The organism is Sphingobacterium sp. UBA7253 (genome assembly GCF_002472745.1).
GTDB classification, from domain to species: domain Bacteria; phylum Bacteroidota; class Bacteroidia; order Sphingobacteriales; family Sphingobacteriaceae; genus Sphingobacterium; species Sphingobacterium siyangense.
The window spans coordinates 1-22,127 of sequence record NZ_DKSP01000201.1; the positions used below are offsets into that span (position 1 = coordinate 1).

General features: G+C 41.4%; 18 protein-coding genes and 1 pseudogene. 9 read left to right on the plus strand and 10 right to left on the minus strand.

From position 1 onward, the window contains the following. Positions 1-381 (plus strand): annotated as a pseudogene (locus tag B2X72_RS20060) (hypothetical protein); the annotation flags it as partial. 110 nt (positions 382-491) lie between these two features. Here the strand turns inward: B2X72_RS20060 and B2X72_RS20065 are convergent. Genes B2X72_RS20065 through rsmA form a run of 3 tightly spaced genes read right to left on the minus strand, consistent with a single transcriptional unit; the run spans position 492 to position 3,449 of the window. Continuing rightward, complete coding sequence (locus B2X72_RS20065; protein WP_286851240.1) at positions 492-1,424, minus strand: NAD(P)-dependent oxidoreductase; 933 nt, start codon at positions 1,422-1,424, stop codon at positions 492-494. Between the two features lie 59 nt (positions 1,425-1,483). Beyond that, positions 1,484-2,668 carry an FAD-dependent monooxygenase gene (locus tag B2X72_RS20070; RefSeq protein WP_286851241.1) on the minus strand — a complete coding sequence of 395 codons (1,185 nt, stop codon included), beginning with the start codon at positions 2,666-2,668 and terminating at the stop codon, positions 1,484-1,486. 1 nt (position 2,669) lies between these two features. Beyond that, on the minus strand, positions 2,670-3,449 hold the full coding sequence (rsmA, locus tag B2X72_RS20075; protein ID WP_070560762.1) for a 16S rRNA (adenine(1518)-N(6)/adenine(1519)-N(6))-dimethyltransferase RsmA: 780 nt from the start codon (positions 3,447-3,449) through the stop codon (positions 2,670-2,672). An 81-nt stretch (positions 3,450-3,530) separates the two neighbouring features. Between rsmA and pdxA the strand changes: the two genes are divergently transcribed. From pdxA to miaA, 4 genes are read left to right on the plus strand one after another with little or no spacing between them, the layout of a single operon-like run. Next, positions 3,531-4,586: a 4-hydroxythreonine-4-phosphate dehydrogenase PdxA gene (gene pdxA / locus B2X72_RS20080; protein WP_070560760.1), complete on the plus strand. Its 1,056-nt coding sequence runs from the start codon at positions 3,531-3,533 to the stop codon at positions 4,584-4,586. Positions 4,587-4,641: 55 nt separating this feature from the next. Further along, positions 4,642-6,075, plus strand: coding sequence for a CCA tRNA nucleotidyltransferase (locus B2X72_RS20085; protein WP_145329923.1), 1,434 nt, complete (start codon positions 4,642-4,644; stop codon positions 6,073-6,075). A 45-nt stretch (positions 6,076-6,120) separates the two neighbouring features. Further along, positions 6,121-6,714 carry an IS1096 element passenger TnpR family protein gene (locus B2X72_RS20090; protein WP_088163027.1) on the plus strand — a complete coding sequence of 198 codons (594 nt, stop codon included), beginning with the start codon at positions 6,121-6,123 and terminating at the stop codon, positions 6,712-6,714. A gap of 46 nt (positions 6,715-6,760) precedes the next feature. Next, complete coding sequence (gene miaA / locus B2X72_RS20095; protein ID WP_248932569.1) at positions 6,761-7,681, plus strand: tRNA (adenosine(37)-N6)-dimethylallyltransferase MiaA; 921 nt, start codon at positions 6,761-6,763, stop codon at positions 7,679-7,681. A 153-nt stretch (positions 7,682-7,834) separates the two neighbouring features. On the opposite strand, the gene B2X72_RS20100 is transcribed toward miaA, so the two are convergent. Further along, on the minus strand, positions 7,835-8,905 hold the full coding sequence (locus B2X72_RS20100; RefSeq protein WP_145329927.1) for a branched-chain amino acid aminotransferase: 1,071 nt from the start codon (positions 8,903-8,905) through the stop codon (positions 7,835-7,837). Between the two features lie 324 nt (positions 8,906-9,229). Here B2X72_RS20100 and B2X72_RS20105 point away from each other — a divergent pair, with 324 nt between their 5' ends. Next, positions 9,230-9,388: a hypothetical protein gene (locus B2X72_RS20105; RefSeq protein WP_157698580.1), complete on the plus strand. Its 159-nt coding sequence runs from the start codon at positions 9,230-9,232 to the stop codon at positions 9,386-9,388. A gap of 192 nt (positions 9,389-9,580) precedes the next feature. Here B2X72_RS20105 and B2X72_RS20110 read toward each other — a convergent pair whose 3' ends face one another. The 3 genes from B2X72_RS20110 to recJ all read right to left on the minus strand — a co-directional run bounded on the left by B2X72_RS20110 (position 9,581) and on the right by recJ (position 13,708). Beyond that, positions 9,581-11,095: a GH3 auxin-responsive promoter family protein gene (locus tag B2X72_RS20110; RefSeq protein WP_070560751.1), complete on the minus strand. Its 1,515-nt coding sequence runs from the start codon at positions 11,093-11,095 to the stop codon at positions 9,581-9,583. Positions 11,096-11,117: 22 nt separating this feature from the next. Continuing rightward, the gene (gene lptB, locus B2X72_RS20115) at positions 11,118-11,852 is read right to left on the minus strand and encodes an LPS export ABC transporter ATP-binding protein (protein ID WP_028072074.1); all 735 of its coding nucleotides are present in this window, start codon (positions 11,850-11,852) and stop codon (positions 11,118-11,120) included. A gap of 155 nt (positions 11,853-12,007) precedes the next feature. Next, a complete protein-coding gene (recJ, locus tag B2X72_RS20120; RefSeq protein WP_070560747.1) occupies positions 12,008-13,708 on the minus strand; it encodes a single-stranded-DNA-specific exonuclease RecJ in 1,701 nt (566 codons plus the stop codon). A 114-nt stretch (positions 13,709-13,822) separates the two neighbouring features. Between recJ and B2X72_RS20125 the strand changes: the two genes are divergently transcribed. Then, positions 13,823-14,605 (plus strand): MBL fold metallo-hydrolase, encoded by a 783-nt coding sequence (locus B2X72_RS20125; RefSeq protein WP_286734623.1) that lies wholly within the window; start codon positions 13,823-13,825, stop codon positions 14,603-14,605. Positions 14,606-14,653: 48 nt separating this feature from the next. On the opposite strand, the gene B2X72_RS20130 is transcribed toward B2X72_RS20125, so the two are convergent. Beyond that, entirely contained in the window at positions 14,654-16,276 is a 1,623-nt protein-coding gene (locus tag B2X72_RS20130; RefSeq protein WP_286778999.1) for a RagB/SusD family nutrient uptake outer membrane protein, read from the minus strand. 13 nt (positions 16,277-16,289) lie between these two features. Further along, positions 16,290-19,319, minus strand: a complete 3,030-nt coding sequence (locus B2X72_RS20135; RefSeq protein WP_286851244.1) for a SusC/RagA family TonB-linked outer membrane protein — start codon at positions 19,317-19,319, stop codon at positions 16,290-16,292. 523 nt (positions 19,320-19,842) lie between these two features. Here B2X72_RS20135 and B2X72_RS20140 point away from each other — a divergent pair. Then, positions 19,843-20,322: a cation:proton antiporter regulatory subunit gene (locus B2X72_RS20140; protein WP_046672804.1), complete on the plus strand. Its 480-nt coding sequence runs from the start codon at positions 19,843-19,845 to the stop codon at positions 20,320-20,322. Between the two features lie 3 nt (positions 20,323-20,325). Beyond that, positions 20,326-21,567: a cation:proton antiporter gene (locus tag B2X72_RS20145; protein WP_088163023.1), complete on the plus strand. Its 1,242-nt coding sequence runs from the start codon at positions 20,326-20,328 to the stop codon at positions 21,565-21,567. A 99-nt stretch (positions 21,568-21,666) separates the two neighbouring features. Here B2X72_RS20145 and B2X72_RS20150 read toward each other — a convergent pair whose 3' ends face one another. Beyond that, the gene (locus B2X72_RS20150; RefSeq protein ID WP_046672802.1) at positions 21,667-21,996 is read right to left on the minus strand and encodes a metal-sulfur cluster assembly factor; all 330 of its coding nucleotides are present in this window, start codon (positions 21,994-21,996) and stop codon (positions 21,667-21,669) included. Between the last annotated feature and the right edge of the window lie 131 nt (positions 21,997-22,127).

Below are 22,127 nucleotides of genomic sequence, written 5' to 3' on the forward strand. Positions count from 1 at the left end.
ATAGATCAGTGGGTTTTTATTGCGCTCTGCGGATTGAAGTTTATATTTTTGGTTATCTGTACATTGCCTTTCGATATTCGGGATATCCAACAGGATTCCTATTATCATCTACGGACTTTACCTAATATGCTGGGCGAACAAGAAGCTAAAAATCTAACCTATGGACTATTAGGCCTGCATTGTGTTTTGATCTTGACCGTGCCTTATACAGCACCTATTAAAATCGGATTGATTCTGACCAACGTGCTCATATTTGCTTTGCTAAAATTGGCCGTTTTCAAAACAAAAGATCATTATCACTATGCTTATCTACTTGACGGTAGCTTGGTGCTTCAGTTTCTGATTGTTGTTGTTATCGGTATCTTTAGTGCCGGAACCTGATTTTTTATACGTTTCAAGAGCAATAGGTTACTTTAACCTCCTAAGCGTGTATGGATAGAAGGATATTGCTAGATTGATTGGAGATTTTGGCAAATAGCTCTTTGTAAAAATTAAGATGTCAGAAAGGCGATGATCTTATCTGCAGCTATTTCCGATAATTTATAATAACTTTCAAATGTCCATCCGGCAACATGTGGAGATAAGATCACATTGTCTCTACGGATAAGATCCGCATACCATGCCTGTTCAGCAAGTTTTGGAAACTTTTCTACGGGCAACACATCGAATGCTGCTCCGATAATGGAACCTGAATCAAGGCCGCTAAGCACTGCGGGTACTTGTACAATACCGCCTCGTGCCCCCAGTAAAAAGAAAATAGGTTTTTCAAATTTAGCCAGATAATCCACATCAATCATCCCCTTTGTTTCATCCGTTAAGGGGATATGGAAACTGATCACATCGGCTTCTTTGCAGATCTTTTCCATGTCTGCTGCTGATGCATATTGATCGGCGTAGTCGATTCGATATTTATCATAGGCAAGCACCTGTACATCAAAACCGGATAGTTTTTTTGCCATAGCCATACCATTGTGCCCATAGCCGATCAAGCCTACAGTACGTCCCTTAAGTTCGTATCCACGATTGGCTTCACGCAACCACTGGCCAGATCGTATTTGTTGGTCACCCCGATTCAGATTGTTCATTAGACTGAGCAACATACCGATCATATGTTCACCTACAGCATCCCGATTGCCTTCATTGGCCGGAATTAACAGCACATCTCTTTGCGCAGCAACTGTATCGTCGATATTGTCCATACCTGCACCAGCACGGGCGATAAAGCGGAGGTTTGGTGCCAGGTCAAAAAAAGTCTTATCTACCTGAAATTTGGAACGGATAACCATACCGGAGTAATTGGAGATGATTTTTTCAGCTTCTTCTCGGCTGATATCAGGTTGATAATGGTAGGCAATACCAGCCTCTTCAAATTTCTCAAGCATGATTTCATGAATGTCGTCGACGATCAAAATGGTAGTTTTCATTCAGTTGTTTTTTTATGTGGGACTGATCAGTGAATACTGTTGTGGTGTAGTACGATGATTTAGATCCCAGCGTCATGATTATGGTTGATCTGCATAAAATCTACAGATAATAATTTGTTTAATTGTTGTTGTTTCATGCGGTTAGGCATTATTTTCATGCCAAAATTTCGCATTCTTATCAGGAATGGATTCTCCCATTGTGCGATTTTTCCTATCCTCCAGGAAGTATTACAGATGTAATTTACCCGATCCAATCTTCTTTTTTCGAATCCTTGAAAAGCCAAATTAATGGAAGCTGCGGTCTGGAGTTCATCCACGAGAACAGCAACATCTTCAATAGCCTGACAGGCTCCCTGGCCCAGGTTGGGAGTCGTCGCATGTCCGGCGTCACCCAATAATAGGATATTGTCAAAAGCGAGTTGTTGAAGTGGTTCGATGTCAATGATGTCATTTGCAATTAGCTCGCTATCCTTTGTTTCCGAAAGAATCGTTGGAATAGGGGCATGATAATCTTTAAAATTTTCGAGGAGCTCCTTTGTTTTCCAATTTTTTAAGACCGGATTTTGTGCCTCAGTATTGATGCATGCGTACCAATAGATGCGGTTATTGACAAGCGGTGTCATCCCAAAGCGTCCTTTGCAGCCCCAGGTTTCCGTCCCTTTACTGAGCTGTATACTGCTATTATCGATGGTGGCCCGCCAACAGGTATAGCCTGAATAACGAGGTGCCGAGCCTGGTATGAGTTGTTGTCGTAATGCTGAGTGTACGCCATCGGCAATCAAAAGGGCTTGGCCGCGTACATGGCTTCCGTCTGCGAAATAAACTTGAATATCTTCTCCATCTCGTTCAAAGGAAACGGCGCGTTTGCCGAGATGAACTTGTCCATTGGGGATTTTGGATAAGAGAAACTGATGCAGATCTGCCCGATGGATGGCGAAATTGTCCTGTTGATATTTTTGACTGATTGACCTGGTGTCTGGTTCAACAAGAATATTTCCCTTTTGATCCAAGACATTATAAGATGCAAGGTAATGCCCAATAGGAACGATTTCATCCTTCAATCCGAGATGTTCCAAAGCTTGCATGGCGTTGGCAGCGAGCCCGAATCCAGCACCTATGCCCTTGAGTTCAATGGCGCTTTCATAGACATGTGCTTCAATACCTACTTTTGCAAGCCCAATTGCAGCACATAATCCAGCGATACCTCCGCCTACGATAATAAATGTGCTGTCCGTTGAATGCATACTAAAGACTGTTTGCTATTTCGTTTGTTAAACCGACAAAATCATCTACCGTCAATCGTTCTGCGCGTAGCTCGTACAGTGGATTGTCGGACATTTTATCTTTGGGAACAACGCCCGAAAGTGAGTTACGGAGGGTTTTACGACGTTGATTGAAGCCCGCTTTGACAACACGCCAAAATAGTTTTTCATCACAATTCAATTGTTCACGGTCATTGCGCGTCATGCGGATAACGCCCGACAATACTTTTGGCGGTGGATTAAAAGCTCCTGCTTTTACAGTAAAAAGGTATTCTACTTTATAATAGGCCTGTAAAAAGACACTCAAGATACCATATTCCTTGCTGCCCGCCTTAGCTGTACAACGTTCGGCTACTTCTTTCTGGAACATACCCGTCATTTGAACGACACGTTGGCGTTCATCCAAAATTTTAAAGAGAATCTGGGAGGAGATGTTGTAAGGGAAATTGCCAATGACAGCCATTTTCTCACCAAAATACTGTGAAAAGTCAAGGTTTAGGAAATCACCGTGGATCAATCGCTTACCCAATTGGGGATATTTATCGTCCAAATAAGCAATGGATTCGTCATCCACATCGATCAAATAGGTTTCATATTCCTCTTTTTGCAAGAGAAAATCAGAAAGTACACCCATTCCCGGACCTACTTCAAGCACTTGGCTAAAACCCAATTTAGGATCCAATGCTTCCACAATCTTTTGTGCAGCATTTTTATCGTTCAAGAAATGCTGTCCTAAATGTTTTTTTGCTCTTACTGTGCTCATGTTGCAAAAGTAAAAAATAAATAAGTGAAAAGTCATTCTAAGAAAAAAATCCCTATTTTTGAATCAAAGCATTTAAATAGAATGAGCGATAAATTAAAAATCGGAATTACCGTAGGCGATATTAACGGCATTGGACTTGAAGTCATCATTAAATCTTTGGTAGATCAGCGTATGTGCGATTTCTTTACGCCAGTGGTTTACGGAAATACAAAGGTTGCTTCTTTTCACCGTAAAGCGATCGGTGTAAATGATTTTAGTTTTAACGTGATCAATGATGCTGAGCAGGCGCATTCCAAAAGAGCAAATATGATCAATTGCTGGCAGGAAGATGTGAAGATTTCGTTGGGTGAAGAAAACGAAATTGGCGGTAAATATGCCTTCCTTTCGTTGGAGAAAGCTGTTGAGGACCTGAAAGCCGGCAAAATTGATGCTTTAGTGACTGCCCCAATTAATAAGCATAATATTCAACAGGAGGGATTTCAATTTCCGGGCCATACCGAATACCTGCAGGCCAAAGTAGAGGCTGATGATGTATTGATGTTTATGGTTTGTGATGAATTGCGTATTGGTGTGGTAACAGGTCATATTCCACTGCATGAGGTTGCGGCTAATATTACCGAAGAAGCTATTCTTAAAAAGCTAGCCCTGATGAATGACTCGTTGAAGAAAGATTTTTGGATTGAAAAGCCTAAGATCGCAGTTTTGGGACTAAATCCACATGCTGGCGATCATGGGATTATTGGCACCGAAGATGATCAGATCATTAGACCTACCGTAGAAAAAGCAAACGAACAGGGGATCTTCTGCTTTGGTCCATATCCTGCCGATGGATTCTTCGCAAAAGGTGCTTATGAGAAATTCGATGCGGTACTCGCGATGTACCATGACCAGGGGTTAATCCCTTTTAAGCATATTGCCAAAGGTGCCGGTGTAAACTTTACAGCCGGTTTACCTATCGTACGTACTTCGCCAGATCATGGTACAGGCTATGATATTGCTGGAAAAAACTTAGCTTCTGAAAGCTCTTTTGTAGAGGCAATTTTCTCGGCTTTACATATTGTAAAACGCCGTCGTGAACAAGCCGAATTACTTAAAAATCCACTTGCTTTCCGTAAGTTGTCCAAAGATAGGGATTAGGGAAAAAAATTGTTACTTTTGCAAACTGTTTGGTTTTTTACCTGCTGTTTTGACTATGTACGATAATTTACAACATCCAATCTTTTCAATCATTAAGGAACTCGCCGAGATAACAAATACAGAATGTTATGTCATTGGGGGGTATGTTCGCGACTATATTATGAAGCGGCCTTTTAAGAATGATGTGGATATTGTTGTCGTCGGCAGCGGCATTGAATTTGCGACTTTATTGGGTGATAGGCTACATACTAAAGTTGCTGTCTACAAGAATTTTGGTACAGCAATGTTGGTTTATGAAGGACTCAATGTGGAGTTTGTCGGTGCCCGAAGGGAATCTTATCGTGCCAATTCACGTAAGCCTATTGTGGAAGACGGTACCTTATCCGATGATCAAAATCGACGTGATTTTACGATCAACGCGATGGCGTTTTCTTTGAATAAAGCGGATTATGGTACTTTAGTGGATCCATTTGACGGCGTGCAGGATCTTGAACAGCGCGTTATTCGAACACCGTTGGATCCGATAGAAACGTTTTCCGATGATCCACTGCGTATGATGCGGGCTATCCGTTTTGCGACACAGCTAAATTTTAAAATCACGATTGATGCGATCAAAGCGATTAGCGATACCAAAGAGCGAATAAAGATTATCTCGAAAGAACGTATTATCGATGAAATCAATAAGATTATTCTCTCACCTAAGCCGTCAGTCGGTTTTAAATATCTTTTTGATACCGGTCTCCTGGAATTGATATTTCCGGCCATGTATAATTTACACGGAGTTGATGTCATTGATGGCAAAGGCCATAAAGATAATTTCTACCATACGTTGGAAGTGCTGGATAATGTATGTGAATTGTCTGAAGACCTTTGGTTACGTTGGGCAGCGATTATGCATGATATTGCTAAACCGGCAACAAAACGTTTCGATAAAAAGCTCGGCTGGACGTTTCATGGCCACGAAGATCGTGGTGCACGTATGGTACCAAAGCTTTTTGCTGAATTGAAGCTGCCGCTCCATGAGAAAATGAAATTTGTTCAGAAGCTGGTACAATTGCATCTTCGGCCTATTGTCTTGGCGCAGGATATCGTAACGGATTCTGCTGTACGTCGTCTCTTGTTTGAGGCGGGGGATGATATTGAAGCCCTTATGATGCTATGCCATGCGGATGTGACCACAAAAAATGAGTTTAAAAAGAAAAAATATCGTCAGAATTTTGAACTTGTCAAACAAAAATTGAAGGATGTCGAAGAGCGGGACAAGGTTCGAAACTGGCAGCCGCCGATCAGTGGAGAGGATATCATGATCCTATTTGGCTTAGCACCAGGGCGTACTGTAGGCCAGCTGAAAAATTTGATTCGTGAGGCTATTCTGGAGGGCGATATTCCAAATTCCAGAGTAGAAGCTTATCAATTCTTGGTGAAAAAAGCAGGGGAAATGAACCTGACGATCAAACAAGAAATCCCATTGGAAATTTCCAATTCTTAAAATATAGTATTAATTTTAGAGGGTTAAAAGAAGAAAATAGCAGAGATGGCAATTTATAGATTTAGAGTTACTTTTGAGGATTATGAAGATGTATATCGTGAGATCGACATGCCTTCTAAAAGTACATTTATAGACCTGCATGAGGAAATCCATAAATCAACAGGTTATGCTGCGGATGCATCTTCCTCGTTCTATGTGAGCAATGATCAGTGGAAAAAGGGAACGGAGATTGCATTCAAGCCTACACAACGTAAAAAAGATGCTGAGGTATTGTTGATGGAGAATATCCGTTTAAGTAAGTTTATTGATGATCCACATCAGAAATTTTACTACGTTTACAATTTTGATCGTCCTTATGATTTCCAGGTTGAATTGATCAAGATCTTGAAGGAAGAGGATGGAAAAGACTATCCGGCGCTGTTTAAGTCTATGGGTCAGGTTCCCAAAACTATGACTGCGGCTAATTTCCCCGTGTCTGATGCGGTTGAAGAGGACGATTATGTGGAGGAAGACGATACGCAATATGGCGTCGATGATGAAGACGAATTGGATGGCTTCGACAGCGATGGTGACGATGAGGAAGAGGGCGAAGAAGGTGAAGAGCGTGAAGAATCCAACGGCTACGAAGACGAATATTAATTAACAAGACTTTACAGGTTTTTTTCAGCCTGTGAAGTGCTATATTATGGCAAATAAAAAAACATTGATAGCCATTGTGGGGCCAACTGCTGTTGGTAAGACCACAATGGCTATTTCATTGGCGCAATATTTTAAAACAGCGATAATTTCTGCTGATTCTCGTCAGTTCTATCGGGAAATGTCTATTGGTACAGCTAAACCAGATCCAGCGGAACTTGCTGCTGCTCCTCATTATTTCATTGATTCACACTCCATCACGCAGGATTATTCTGCAGGCGATTTTGAACGTGAGGCCTTACTGAAACTAGAAGAACTATTTCAATTGCATGATGTCGTAATTATGGTAGGTGGATCGGGCCTGTTTGTTCGGGCCCTGTGCGAAGGATTGGATGATCTGCCCAAGGCGGGGGATGAAGTGCGCGAGCGACTTAATCATGAACTTGCAGTATTGGGATTGGAGGTCTTAAAAGATCGATTGAAAAGTATTGACCCTGCATATTTTGAAACGGCAGACATCGATAATCCGCAACGTGTCGTACGGGCGCTTGAAGTTTTTGAGGCGACTGGTAAACCGATGTCATTTTACCATAAGAAAGATGTCGAGAAAAGACCTTTTGATATCCTTACCATTGGCTTGAATATGGATCGGGCGAACTTGTATGAAAGGATCAATTTACGTGTAGATTTGATGATGAAAAATGGCTTACTGGACGAAGTGAAAGCTTTACTTCCTTTCAGAACGAAGCCTGCATTGCTCACTGTTGGCTACGCTGAGTTGTTTGATTATCTCGATGGCAAGCAGTCTTTGACGGAAGCGACCGAGAAAATCAAACAAAATTCGAGACGTTATGCCAAGCGACAGATTACATGGTTTAAAAAATATGGCAATACGCATTGGTTTCAGTCCCAGGAGACAGCTGCTATAATTGATTTTATTCAAAAGGAGCTGACAGGAGAGCATTCCTAAGGATCTAGCAGTAGACACTAGACGTTATCCGCAAAGGTTCAAACGAGGTTTATAGACCGCTTTTCAAGGTGTGCATAACGTGCATAACGTATATAGACCATAAAAAAAGCCTTTGTTATTAATAACAAAGGCTTTTCTATTTCATTTTGGAAACTACTTTACTAAATAGTTCCATCCGAATGGATCTTCTACTTTGCCATAGCGCAAGTCGTTGAGGTAATTCAAAACACGATTTGAAAACTCGCGGCCCTCTACTGGTGGCAAGTGGTAATCTTCTCCTTCAAAACCGATACGGCTGATATCCGTAATTGTGGCTGCAGTACCAGCTGCGAAAGCTTCAGTTACTGTACCGGCTTTAATACCGTCAATTAGTTCTTGAATAGATACCTTTCTCTGCTCGGCTTTATAACCCCATTTCTCCGCCAATTCCATAATTGTACGTCGTGTTACACCGTGTAAGATTGTATCACCATGTGGTGTAATAATCGTATCTCCAATGCGGAAAATAAGGTTTGCCGTACCTGCTTCTTCAATATATTTATGTTCAGAAGCATCTGTCCACATAATTTGGTCATAACCTTCATCATTGGCCAATTGTGTAGGGTAAAGCGATAATGCATAGTTACCTGCATTTTTAGAAAAGCCAACACCACCTTCTGCTGCACGCGTATAGTAGGTCTCAACTTTTAAGCTGATTGCTTTGCTGTAATATGCGCCTACAGGGCCAGTGATAATGATAAATTTGTATGACTTTGAAGGGTGTACACCTAATGCTGCTTCTGTTGCGAACATAAAAGGACGGATGTACAATGATGAACCTTCTTTTGCCGGGATCCAGTTACGATCGATGTCCAATAGTTTGCTTAGGCCATCCATAAAAATCTCCTCAGGTACCTCCGGCATTTGAAGCCGTGCGGCAGATTTGTTGAATCTTTCCCAGTTTCTGTCCGGACGGAAGATACTCACTGCTCCATCTGCAAATTTATAAGCTTTGATTCCTTCAAAGATCGCTTGACCATAATGTAAAGCGGACATCGAAGGACTAATACTGATATCTCCATAAGGGACGATGCTGACATCTTTCCATTCACCGTCATCATAGTTTGCGACCAGCATGTGGTCGGATAAAATCTTTCCGAATTTTAGATTGTCGAAATCTACTTGCGAGAGTCTTGAATTTTGAGTTGGCTCTACGCGAATTGAATAGTTCTCTGTCGCGTTCATCTTATTTTTTAATTACTTAGGCTAAGTTAGGAAAAAAATGAAATATAAGTTGCACGTGTATCCGGATAATTTACCCGCGTTGATATGCCTTTTATTTCGGACAGTTGTTCCCTATTTTACTACACTTTTTTTGAAATGGAAGAATTTTACTTCATATTTCTCGACTAGACTGTATTAATAATTAAATGTGTTAAGTATTTATTAATTAATACCGTGATTCCATATTATGGCATAAAGTTTGGCCATAAAGAATGCGGTCCTATAGATGGGCTTTTTGGTCCGCAGTAACGCTATAAAATCACTTATCATAAAAATAAACTTAGTATGGAATTGACTCACAGTCTTAACAAAAGTAGTGAAGTAACATCAGGCGACAATCGCTCAGTGTTACAGGGTGAAGTTGAAGTTCAGAAGAAAGGTATTTCTATGAATTTTATCCTTGGTTTTTTTGTTTTTTTATATAAAACGGCAATTAAACCTTAACAAACCTCCATTAAAGTCTAAGCTTTCTTGAGCTTACCAATTAGACGAACGCACAGCGGTTCTTTAAAACAACAAAATTCAGCAATACGAGATTAGCCAAAATAAGGGAATCCAAAAAATTTTGGCTAATCTCCAGCCGGAGACCCCCTATTATTCGGTCAATGTGCGGAATATTTTAGTCTGTATGCCGTATTATTCGGCTAGTATTTTCAACAGCGGGTCGAGATATTCGCGACTATTGCTCAATCTTGGAACCTTATTTTGTCCACCTAGCTTACCTCTTGATTTCATCCATTTATAGAACGTATCTTCGGGCGCATTGTGTACAATAGGTGGTCGTAGGGCCATATTCTTAAAACGTTTGGCGTCATAATCCGAATTGATTTCACGGAGTTTAGCATCCAATATTTCACAAAAACGCCTAAAATCATTGGGTTGTTGTTCAAATTCTATCACCCATTCATGTGCTCCGGCTTCGGCATCTTTAAAATAGACAGGTCCAGCGGTATAATCTTTTATACGTGCCTGTGTCAATTTGCTCGCTTCGGCCAGGGCCTGTTCGGCGTTGTCAACAATAACCTCTTCGCCAAAGGTGTTAATGTATTGTTTGGTACGTCCGGAGATCTGAAAACGATAAGGAGATAATGACGTAAACTTGATGGTATCTCCGATTTTATAACGCCACAAACCAGCATTCGTTGAAATGATCAATGCATAGTTTTTGCCAAGCTCCACCTGATCCAAACGTAAGGTTGACGGATTTTCTTCGTGCATTCGCTCAGTAGGTAAGAATTCGTAATAAATACCATAATCTAGCATAAGCAGAAGATCTTCCGAATCCGATTGATCTTGTAAACCAAAATATCCTTCTGAGGCATTATAATTCTCTAGATAATACATATTGTCAGAAGGGATCAATTTTTGGAATTGCTCGCGGTAAGGTTTGAAGCTCACTCCGCCATGCCCATAAAACTCTAGATTTGGCCATACCTCCAAGAGGTTGTCTTTGCCTGTAATCTCAAGAATACGCTTGGCCATAACAATATTCCAGGTCGGTACGCCAGCTAGGCTCGTTACGTTTTCTTTGAGTGTAATTTGGGCAATCTGCTCAATTTTCTCTTCAAAGTTTGGATTTAAAGTAACCTCCATATTGGGCGTTCGCTTAAATTCTGCCCAGAAAGGAAGGTTACGGATGAGGATTGATGAAAGATCGCCGTAGTAGGAATCCGGACTGAAATTGTTGATTTGTGAAGAACCACCAATAACAACAGATTTTCCCGTAAATACGCGATTTTCGGGTCGGTTATGACAATAGATTGTAAGCATATCTTTACCGCCCTGGAAGTGACACTCTTCGAGCGCTTCCTCACTAACGGGAATAAATTTGCTACGATCAGATGTAGTGCCTGAGGACTTGGCAAACCATTTGATATCAGAAGGCCACAGGATATTCTGTTCGCCTTTTATCATGCGATCAACGTAGCCCTTAATATCATCATAGTCCTGTATAGGGACGCGTTCTTTGAAGATTTCGGGCGTTAATATACTTGTATAATCGTATTTTTTTCCCCATTCCGTAGCTTCAGCAGTGGCAATTAAACTCTGAAACCATTCTTCTTGTACATCGTGTGGGTATTTCATGAAAAGTTCAATCTGGTGAATTCTTTTTTTCATGAACCAAGTAAAAATGGAGTTTAATAAGGCCATAGGGGGAGAGATTCTTTAATCTTTAAAATTTTTTCCTTCTTAATTCAAAATGTCTACCGAGATAAAATTTACGGGCAAGCTCATTATCTGCAATTTCCTCAGGTGTACCCGTCAGCATAATCTTTCCTTCGGTCAGGAGGTAGGCCCTGTCCGTAATAGATAGGGTTTCCTGTACGTTGTGGTCGGTAATTAAGATGCCGATATTACGGGTTTTGAGCTTGGCTACGATCGTCTGAATTTCTTCTACGGCGATTGGGTCAACCCCTGCAAAAGGTTCATCCAAAAGTATAAAAGATGGATTTGCAGCTAATGCTCGCGCAATTTCGGTACGTCGACGCTCACCACCGGATAACAAATCACCCCTGTTTTTGCGGACACGGTGTAGGCTGAATTCTGTGAGTAGTTCTTCCAGTTTTGCCAAGCGTTCTTCTTTATTTGGATAGTGGATTTCTAATACAGCCAGGATGTTGTTTTCTACGGAGAGCTTCCGAAAGACGGATGCTTCCTGAGCGAGGTAACCTATCCCACGTTGGGCACGTTGGTACATCGCATCCTGCGTAATCTCCTGATCGTCGAGGAATACTTTGCCTTCATTGGGCTTGATCAGACCAACAATCATATAGAATGAGGTCGTTTTTCCTGCCCCATTGGGGCCCAATAACCCGACAATCTCTCCTTGTTCCACATGGAAGGAAACATTGTTGACAACGGTTCGCTGCTTATATTTTTTTATGAGATGTTCTGCCTTTAAAATCATCTTCGTGGAGTGTCTTGTGTTATATGTATCTGTTCAATAGGACTACTTAAGAACCCTCACCGTTCTTTCATGCCTGGTATCTAATCCAGTATGAGGGTTTTATGCCTGACCAAATCTTGTGTAAATATATTTAATATCTTCTTACTATTGCAATACTAATACTTAATCCCTTTGATGTTTAGCTGTAAGTTTCTTTTGTTGCGCCACACATTCTCTTCAATGCTGTAACAGATGTCGAAACTTTGTCCGGAATTGATATGTGTGATATGTTCTGCTAGTCCAAAACCGATACAGTCAAATGAAGGAGAGTCTTCTTGAACAACGGTCATCTTGAGGTGATTGGTGCCTACAATAAAAGCTTGTCCTACTGCATTTACCTTTTTACTTAGGAAAATAGGAGATTCATTTTGGGGCCCGAAAGGTTCAAACTGCTGGAGAATACGGAAGAACTTAGCATCTATATCCTTCAACGCTAGCTTAGCATCGATCAAAATTTCTTGGGTCAGCATTTCAGGACTGATACGTCGCGATACCACTTCCTCAAAACGATCTTGGAATAGGGTGACATTATCTAAGGACATCGTTAATCCGGCAGCATATTTATGACCGCCAAATTGTTCCAATAGATCGGCGCATTCGCTTAAGGCTTCATACAAGTCAAAACCCAGTACCGAACGGCAGGAACCTGCAATATGACCATTTGTTTCGGTCAATATAATCGTCGGACGGTAATATTTTTCGGTCAGGCGGGAAGCTACAATACCAATGACACCTTTGTGCCAGTCGGCTTTATACAATACCGTGGATTTGCGGCTTTTAAGTAGGGCATTGTCCTCAATGAGTGCCAGCGCTTCTTCTGTTATTTTGAGATCAAAATCTTTACGGACATTATTTTGATCGTCTATGCTCGAACTGAAGTCTTTGGCTTCTTGTAGCGATTTGGAAATCAAAAGCTTGACGGCGTCTTTGGCATGGTCTATTCTGCCCGCAGCATTAATGCGTGGGCCGATCTGGAACACGATGTCGTTAACTGTAAAGATCTTCGTTCGATTATTTGATAAATCAATCAGTGCCTTTAGTCCGACGCAGGGATTCGTATTAAGTTTAATAAGGCCAAAGTGGCTGAGTATTCTATTTTCACCGGTAATTGGAACAATGTCCGAAGCGATACTCACGGCCACAAGATCTAGAAACTGATAGCAGGCATTGATATCCATGCCATTGGTCAATATAAAAGCCTGAATAATCTTAAAGCCGATTCCACAACCTGAAAGTTCTTTGTAGGGATATTCACAGTCTGCTCGCTTGGGGTCTAATACGGCATAAGCTTTGGGAAGTTCTTCACCGGGAAGGTGGTGATCGCCAATGATAAAATCAATTCCTTTGCTATTTGCGTAATCTATTTTATCGACTGCCTTGATGCCGCAGTCCAATGCAATAATTAAGCTGAAACCATTTGCTGCGGCATAGTCGATGCCTTGTGTAGAGATGCCATAACCTTCGGCATAGCGGTCTGGTATATAAAACTCCAGCTGGCTATGAAATTCCCTGAAAAAACTATAAACAACGGCTACCGCTGTGGTACCGTCTACGTCATAGTCTCCATAGATCAGAATTTTTTCTTTGTTGCCGATGGCTTGGATAATACGGGTGATGGCTTTCTCCATGTCCCGCATCAAAAATGGATCGTGCAAATCCGATAATTGAGGTCTAAAAAACTGCTTTGATTCGTCAAAAGTCTCAATTCCCCTGCTCACGAGCAACTCTGCCAATACAGTGTTGATGTTTAATTCCTCGCGCAGTTTGTTGGTTATTTTGACATCAGTTTTAGATTTTAGTACCCACCTTTTTTGCATATCTTTGCACAATATTTTAAGTGTAAATATACGTTTTAAGGCTGGACTTACCTAATTCCTAAACCCGGTATTGATCCGCTGTTGCTTAACGTGCATATTCCCAGTGTTTTAAATATGGTGCAGGCTTATTCTTTATATGAAGGTTCTTTTTCTGTAGACAAGAGTAGAAAATTTATTCCCTTTGACCCACTTCTAGACGACCCTAAGGACCGACCGGGGGCGATGTTTATCCATGTCCATCCCTTCTTGATCCAAACTAATTCCGGGCTTGTTCTCTGTGATACCGGCCTTGGCTATACGGATGACAGTGCTGTGCTACAGCTGCATCATAATATCCGTAAGGCTGGCTTTAGACCCGAAGATGTAAAATATGTACTGATGTCCCATCTTCATAAGGATCATGCCGGTGGGATGGTGACATTTGAAAACGGAACAGGACGTATCGCATTTCCTGAAGCCGAATATATTGTTCAGCGTGGCGAATGGGAAGACGCCTATTCAGGCATCTCCAGTTCATACAGGACCGAGATTTTTGATGTGATTCAACGCAGTGGAAATTTGGTACTGGTGGAAGGTGAAGGAAAAATAAATGATGAAATCAGCTATGCGCTCAATGGTGGACATACCGCACATCATCAGGCATTTCATATTCAAACGGATGATCAGCACTATTTCTTTGGCGGAGATGTATTACCTGAGCCTGAAGAAATTTTCCATAATTATGTCGCCAAATATGATTTCGATGGTCGGCGCTCCAAATTCTTGCGTCAGGAGTATTGGGCAGAAGGCGCGCCAGCGGGCTGGATTTTTTTGTTTTATCATTCTAAAAATATAACCATTGGCCGTAGTCAGATCCGGGAAGATGGAACCTATAAGCTAGTTGACGCAAAGTCATAAAGGAAAAACCTCCATGACCTTTTGGGAACATGGAGGTTTTTGGAAGGTTTAGTATCCCGGATTTTGCGGGAAGGCTGCACCAGTGTTACTGTCGATAACTTCTTGTGGAATAGGCCAAAGAATAAATTCTTTTTTCACCACATTTTTTGATTGTGTGTTTAATGTTTGCACGCGACGTAAAAAGATGTCGTCACCAAAACGGGCAAGGGTCATACGGCGCATTTCCTCACCAATAAGCTCCCGGGCGCGTTCGTCGAGAATCAAATCAGCATTGATTGCTGTAGCATCGATTAATGACGCCTTTGCACGGGCGCGGACAGCATTGATGGCGTCTTTAGCTTGTGCCGGTTTATTGGCGCGCCAGTATGCTTCAGCCAATAGCAGGTAAGTTTCTGCCAAACGTACTTTCACACGGTCCTTCATATTTCCTTCAAATGCAGGGTCAACAGCTGTCTTTCCGTAGAAAAATTTGGTTGTTGTCGGGAATACATTGCCTGATTCTTTGATGGCGTCGGTCAGTTCGATCTTCTTGCCATAAAGTTCAGGGACGGAAGGATCGTTGTAATACCAATCGCGTTTGATATTGAAAGATGAATTTCTGACATCTTGTTTTTCATAACTATCCAGCCACCATTGATAAGGGCGTACGTGCCCAAGACCTCTTCCACCAAGTGAGTCGGCCAAGGCAAATCCTTTTTGTTGTGAATAGAAAGGCACCCAGGCACGTTTACTCCAATCCGTGTAGCGGTCGCCGCCCCCTTGTGTATTATATTCCAATTGGATGGCCCAGATCGTTTCTTGATTGCCAGAACCGCGATTTTGATTGTTTTCGATAAACATATCGTGGAAATAATCCCCGGGTTTATCTTTTTCGGCGCCAAAACGTTGATCGTTCAATTTAAAGTAACCACTTTGAATAACTTTGTTGGCAGCTTCTGCAGCTAAATCTGGCTGCCCAGCTTCGATATATGCTTCTGCCAGGTAGTGTAAAGCAGCCCATTTCGTCAATTTACCTTCCTGAATTGTTCCTGGATTGTCGGGCAGGTTTTCACTTGCATACTTAAGGTCTTCAATCATGTGCGTCAAGATTTCAGCTTTCGGTGTACGTGTGAAATCGCGACGGGGTGTTTCGGATACTTTGTCCACCCAAGGCACATCGCCGTACAGGTTGACTAAGTAGCGATAACTGTAGGCACGGAAGAAACGAGCCGTTGCTTCCACACGTTTTGGATCGTTGTCCTTATCTGTCCAGCTAATACCATCCTTTTTTAAAGCCTCGAGGATGGTATTGGTATTGCCAATAAATCCGTAGGCATATTTCCAATAATTGCGGACATAAGAGGAAGCAGGATTTAGCGTATAATTGCTGAATGGAGCCAATGTAGCGTCTGTACCTGTGGTTTTGATAGCAACGATATCTGTTCCGACCTGTAACGCCTCCTGTGGAGTTGCTCCTTGGGAAAAGATACTACCGTTCCAGGTCAGGAATTCCATGCGGGCATAAGAGTATAAACCATTTAGTCCAGTTTCGAAGCCTTTCGTATTGATATAGGTATTATCAGGTGACTGAAAGCTGCTGGTGTCTTCATTTAAGAAGTTCTTGCTGCAGCCTGTAAAAAGTAAGCTTAGGCCAGCTAGCATTGTATATAAAGTTGTATTTCTTTTCTTCATGATCTTGATGTGTTTAGAATTGGACATTTACTCCCAATGAGAATGTTCTCGCAACAGGATAAGGACTGGCAATATTTGTCGTTGTTGGATTACCTGTGGTCGAACTTACGCTCAATGCCTCTACGTTGTAACCTTTGATTTTGGAGAATGTATAGAGGTTACGGGCGTTAATAAATGCTTTAATGGAAGAGAGATTCAATCTTTTTAGAAAATCGCCATCAAAGGTATAGCCCAAGCTAAAGTCCCTAATTCGCCAATAGGATGAATTGATATAATACGTATGGTTGTTTACTGGCGTGTATCCAGGGGATGGGATGTCTGTGTTTGTACGCTCCGGTGTCCAGTAAGGCATGTCAGCAAGATAATTGGCGCCGTTGTTAGGTAAGAAACGTTCGATGTTTTTGAAATCATCTATTTTCGTTCCACCAAATGCCCCATTCATAAAGAACGACAGGGAGAAATTTTTGTACGTGAAATCATTGCCTATACCAAGTGTATAAGGTGATATTTTGTTCCCCATCATGGTACGGTCATTGGCATCGATTATACCGTCGTTGTTGAGGTCTGCTAACTTGGCATCGCCAGGTTTCGCTTTAGGTTGATAGGAGTTTGCGATGTCGTCGCCCTCTTGCCATACACCAATGACTTTATAATCGTAGAAAATACGGATAGGCTTTCCGATTAACCAGGCATTGGTCAAATCATCTTTTCCGTCAGCGCGCAGTTTGGTGATTTTATTGTTGTTATAAGCAAAGGTTGTATTTACATTCCATTGGAAATGGTCATTTTTGACAGGTATGGCATTCAAGGTAACTTCTATCCCTTTGTTGGAAGTTTCACCGATATTGGTCAAAATGGTGTTATAGCCGTTCATGACAGGGACCTGTTCACTTAATAAAAGATCCGATGTTTTTGAGGAGTAGTAGTCGATCGTTCCTGAAAGTCTATTTTTGAGAATCCCAAAATCCAAACCAAGGTTTAATGAAGCTGTCGTTTCCCACGTTAGATTGCTTCCACGTCCATTGAAATTCATCACAAGTCCTTTGACTGGATCAAGACCATAAATATAATCGACGTTGGTCAGACGGTCATAAGTTTGATAAGGTGATACGGCCTGATTTCCATTTTTACCATAAGAAACACGAAGTTTTAACAAGTCGAAATAGTCCTGCACATTCCCTTCTTTAGAAATTACCCAGGCTCCTGCAACGGATGGGAAAAATGCATATCGGTTGTTAACAGAAAATGCGCTATAACCGTCCGAACGACCTGTTAAAGTTAATAGGTAGCGATCCTTAAAGGCATAGTTGATTCTTCCCATATAGGAAATCATCGCTGTATTTTGAAGGTTGGATTCGATCTTAAGATTTTTAGAGGCAGAAGCCATGTTGTTATATCCGGCATCTGATACAAAATCGTCTCCATTCATTCTTGAAGTTTTCAAATTTGTTTTCTGGGAAGAATAGAGGCCCACGACATTGATCTTATGGTCACCAAAGATACGGTCATAGGTCAAGAGATTTTCCCAGGTCCAGTCCCAGAAATGCTCATTGTAAATTGATCCGGTACCATTCACGCCGCGTCCTGTGACCGTATTTGAGCCATAGTAGGAGTTTTCGTTAATATTTCGGTAGTTGGTTCCGAATGTGGTTTTGAAACTTAATCCTTCAATAGGAAGTTTCACATCAAGCCAAGTATTCGCATAGACCGTTCTTCTGGTCTGATCCCACTGGCCTTTTTCGTCTGCGAAAGGGTGTGCCCACAAGGTTTGTGCGTACATTGGGTACGTTACAGCAGTGCCATCGGCATCACGGTTTTTACTGTAAGGGGAAAGTTTTACAACACTTTCAAGGTTAGGCTGTACGCCGTCACGGTTCCCTTGAGAAGCCTGCATGGTCATTCCTAGCTTTAACCAAGAGCTTAAACTTTGGTTGAGGTTTAGATTGACATTATATCTTTCGTAGGGCGTGTTTTTTACCACACCATCTTGATTTAGGTAGCTTACGGATGCATAATAATCGGATTTATCCGTTCCACCCGAAAAACTGAGTTGATGTTCCTGAATGGGAGCGCCACTATTGAATACTTCGTCCTGCCAATTAACTTCTTCCCCTTTTTTGTATTGTTCTAATACGTTGGCAAAAAGATAATTTTCTGGGTTGAGCTGATCGCCGGTTTTTCCTTTCGAAGCCTGGTAATCACGCATAAATTGGATGTACTGTGGGCCGTTCATCAATTTAAGGCGGCGTTCTACACTTTGAACCCCAAAATAGCCGTTGTAATTGATGCGTGCTTTCCCTGCGGCACCCTTTTTTGAGGTGATGAGGATAACGCCATTTGCAGCTCTTGAACCATAGATTGCGGTGGATGAAGCATCTTTCAGTACCGAGATACTGGCAATTGTATTGGAAGAGATATCACCCAGGGAGCCACTAAAAGGAATTCCATCCAGGATAATTAGGGGTGCATTGGACGCCGAGATCGAGTTCTCACCGCGGATATTGATAGAAGCTGTTTCGCCAGGTTTTGCCGAACCGGAATTGATCGCCAGACCGGAAATCTTACCTTGAAGTTTATCGACAACATTCGGTGAATTTATTCGTTCCAGGGATTTTGCTTCCACTGTAGCGATACTTCCTGTCAAATCGCTCTTTTTCTGTTTACCATAACCTACGACCACAACTTCATCCAAAACATCCTCGGATTTTGTCAAGGTTATTTGTGCTGCTTGTGATACGGGAACTTCTTTCGCCGTAAATCCGATCGAGTTAAATGTTAGGATGGCACTTTTTGAACTGACGTTCAGTGAGAAGATACCGTCTTGATTGGTTGTAGTTGCTGCTGCTTTACCTTTTTCAGAAACAGTAACACCGCTTATTGGATTCCCCGTTTCATCAACGACCTTTCCGGAGACGACTTGCTGGAAGGGTGAACGACTGGTTATTGCAACCAAATTACGTGGATTTGCTACCCCGTAAATAGGTGCCGCTAATGACAAGATTGATAATGGTGTCAGAAGGATGAGATGACTCTTTTTGACCATAGGTGTGTAATTTAGATTCAGTAAGTGTTTAATGCGGCAATTATAAAGAAATAAAGCGTTGGCAATTCTATTGCTTCTTGGAACAAACGATTGCACGAACTACGAAAACGTTATAGAAATGGGGTTTTGTAATGAAAAATTGGAGCTAATTGAAGCTGATTTGTTCGGCTAGGAATTCCGATCGTTAATAACATGTATACGTCGAGCGCTTTTATTGTTGTTCAGTTGTGTCATCAAGATGCCATACGTCGAAAAAAGGGATGATATCGGTTAAAAGGGTCGTTTTTCTGCTCTTTTTTTAGTATTTTGGGGTAATTTGGTCTTTGTAGCCCATCCCGTCAGATACCAGCGGATTCGTTTAAGATTGATTTTTTGGGTAAATTTGTGTTTTAGTAGCTAAGGGCTGATGCTGTTTTTTCTAAAAGTCTTTTTTTTGTTAGAAAGAACCTTTAGCTTGTTTTCGTAATTGTTGTAAACAACGTTATGAAGCTTATATTATTAGTATTTATTTAAATAGAAGATTATGTCTATTGTAAGAGAGTCCGATCTGATTGGAATTGGAAAAAAATTTCAAATTGAAACCGATGCGGGAGACAATATGGTTGTTGTTATCCATGACGATGGCAGACGGGAACTTTATCGCTATGATGACGAGGAACATGAGTCACGTTGCGTCATGACACTCAATGACGATGAATCTCGGCAGATTGCGGGTATTATCGGTGGTTTGTCCTACAAGCCTAAAGCATTGGAGACAATTGAAGTTGCTTTGGACGATTTACGCATTGAATGGTACAAAGTGGAAGGCAAAAATGAGGGGGCCGGAAAGACGATTGGAGAGCTGGAAGTTCGTCAACGTACAGGTGCATCGATTATTGCTGGGATACGGGATGATGATACGGTTATCAATCCAGGACCGTCTTATTTGATTAGCCCGGGCACCACACTTGTCATTGCTGGAAAGAAGAATAATATTAAACTTTTGAAAGAAATTTTACTGTAATTTATGCTATCACATACCTTAATACTGGAAATTGGAATCGCTGTGGGACTTGTTGCCATTGTTGGCCTAATAGCCAATAAGCTTAAGTTTTCTGTTATTCCATTTTTCATTATTATAGGAATGGTTTTGGGACAGCACGCTCCGCAGGTTGGTCTGGTGGATTTAACATTTACAGAAAGTAAACCCTTTATAGATTTCATGGGACGGTTGGGTGTATTATTCCTGCTGTTTTACCTGGGACTTGAGTTTTCGGTCAATCGCCTTATTAAATCCGGTAAAGCAATTGTGACAGGCGGGACAATTTACGTCTTATTGAACTTTACTTCAGGCTTGTTGATCGGATGGCTAATGGATATGCCATTTAAGGAGATGATGGTCTTATGCGGTATCATGACAAGTTCGTCCACGGCCATTGTCGCAAAGGTTCTTACAGATCTCAAACGCACGGCCAACCCGGAGACTGAGGTCATTATGGGGATGATTATGTTCGATGATCTGTTTATAGCGATGCATATCTCTTTCCTTTCAGGCTTGATACTGACAGGAAGCAGTTCGTTTTGGACGGTAGCAGGAACGTCCTTACTGGCCTTGGGATTTATATTGGCCTTTTTGATTTTGGGCAGAAAACTGGTGCCTGCGATTGATCGCTTATTGAAGGAGAAAACTTCTGAACTATTTATATTGATCATCTTTGCCTTACTGTTTATTGTAGCAGGTTTCTCTGAAACCATCCATGTTGCGGAGGCTATTGGGGCGTTGATGGCTGGTTTGGTGTTGGCAGATTCGCAATACATCAAAAAGATTGAATCGATGGTACTGCCTTATAAAGATTTTTTTGGGGCAATGTTTTTCTTTAGTTTCGGATTGTCTATTGATATTATGTCACTTGGGGGAGCTGTATTTTGGGCTTCGATTGCAGCACTGGTGACGGTGATGGGTAATCTTGCATCGGGGTATTTTGCAGCTAAATTTTCGGGCATGAAACCTAAAACTTCTTTTGATATTGGCTTTACCTTGTCTGCACGGGGAGAGTTTTCCATTATCATGGCAAATATTGGTAAAGCAGGGGCTTTATTGCCCGTTATTCAATCCTTTGTGGTTGTATATGTGCTCATTCTTTCCATAGTATCCCCACTATTGACCAAAGAGTCCCGTAATCTGTGGAAATTACTTTTCGGTGCGGATACCAATAGCTCCAAGCCTTTGAAAAAGTTGAGTGATTTAGAAAATAAGCAGACCACTTAGACTTTCTAGATAAGAGAGAGTCTTATATGACTTATCATAAACAAAAAGGGATAATACGGTAATGTATCATCCCTTTTTGTTTATGATAGATATTGGATTTTACAAAAACCCTAATTCTAGTTTTGCTTCTTCCGACATCATGTCTTTTGTCCAGGGTGGATCAAATGTCAATTCGACCAATGCTTCTTTGACACCCGCGACGGCAGCAACTTTTTCTTGAACTTCATTCATGATTTCGCCTGCCACGGGACAGCCAGGAGCCGTCAGCGTCATTACAATCTTTGCAATACCCTCTTCCTTCGTAATGATTTCATATACAAGCCCCAAATCCACAATATTTGCAGGTTTCAGTTCAGGATCATAAATTGTTTCCAGTACAGCTTGGATTTGTGGCGCTAGACCCAGTTTATCTAATACAATGATACTCATTTATTCAGTTTTTTATCGTGAATAGCGTTTTGATAGATCGCTAATAATTTCGCTTCATTTATTTCAGGAGTAAAATTACTAAAATAGTAAGCAATACAGGTCTTTCTTATCTCATCTTTTTCATTTGTCGT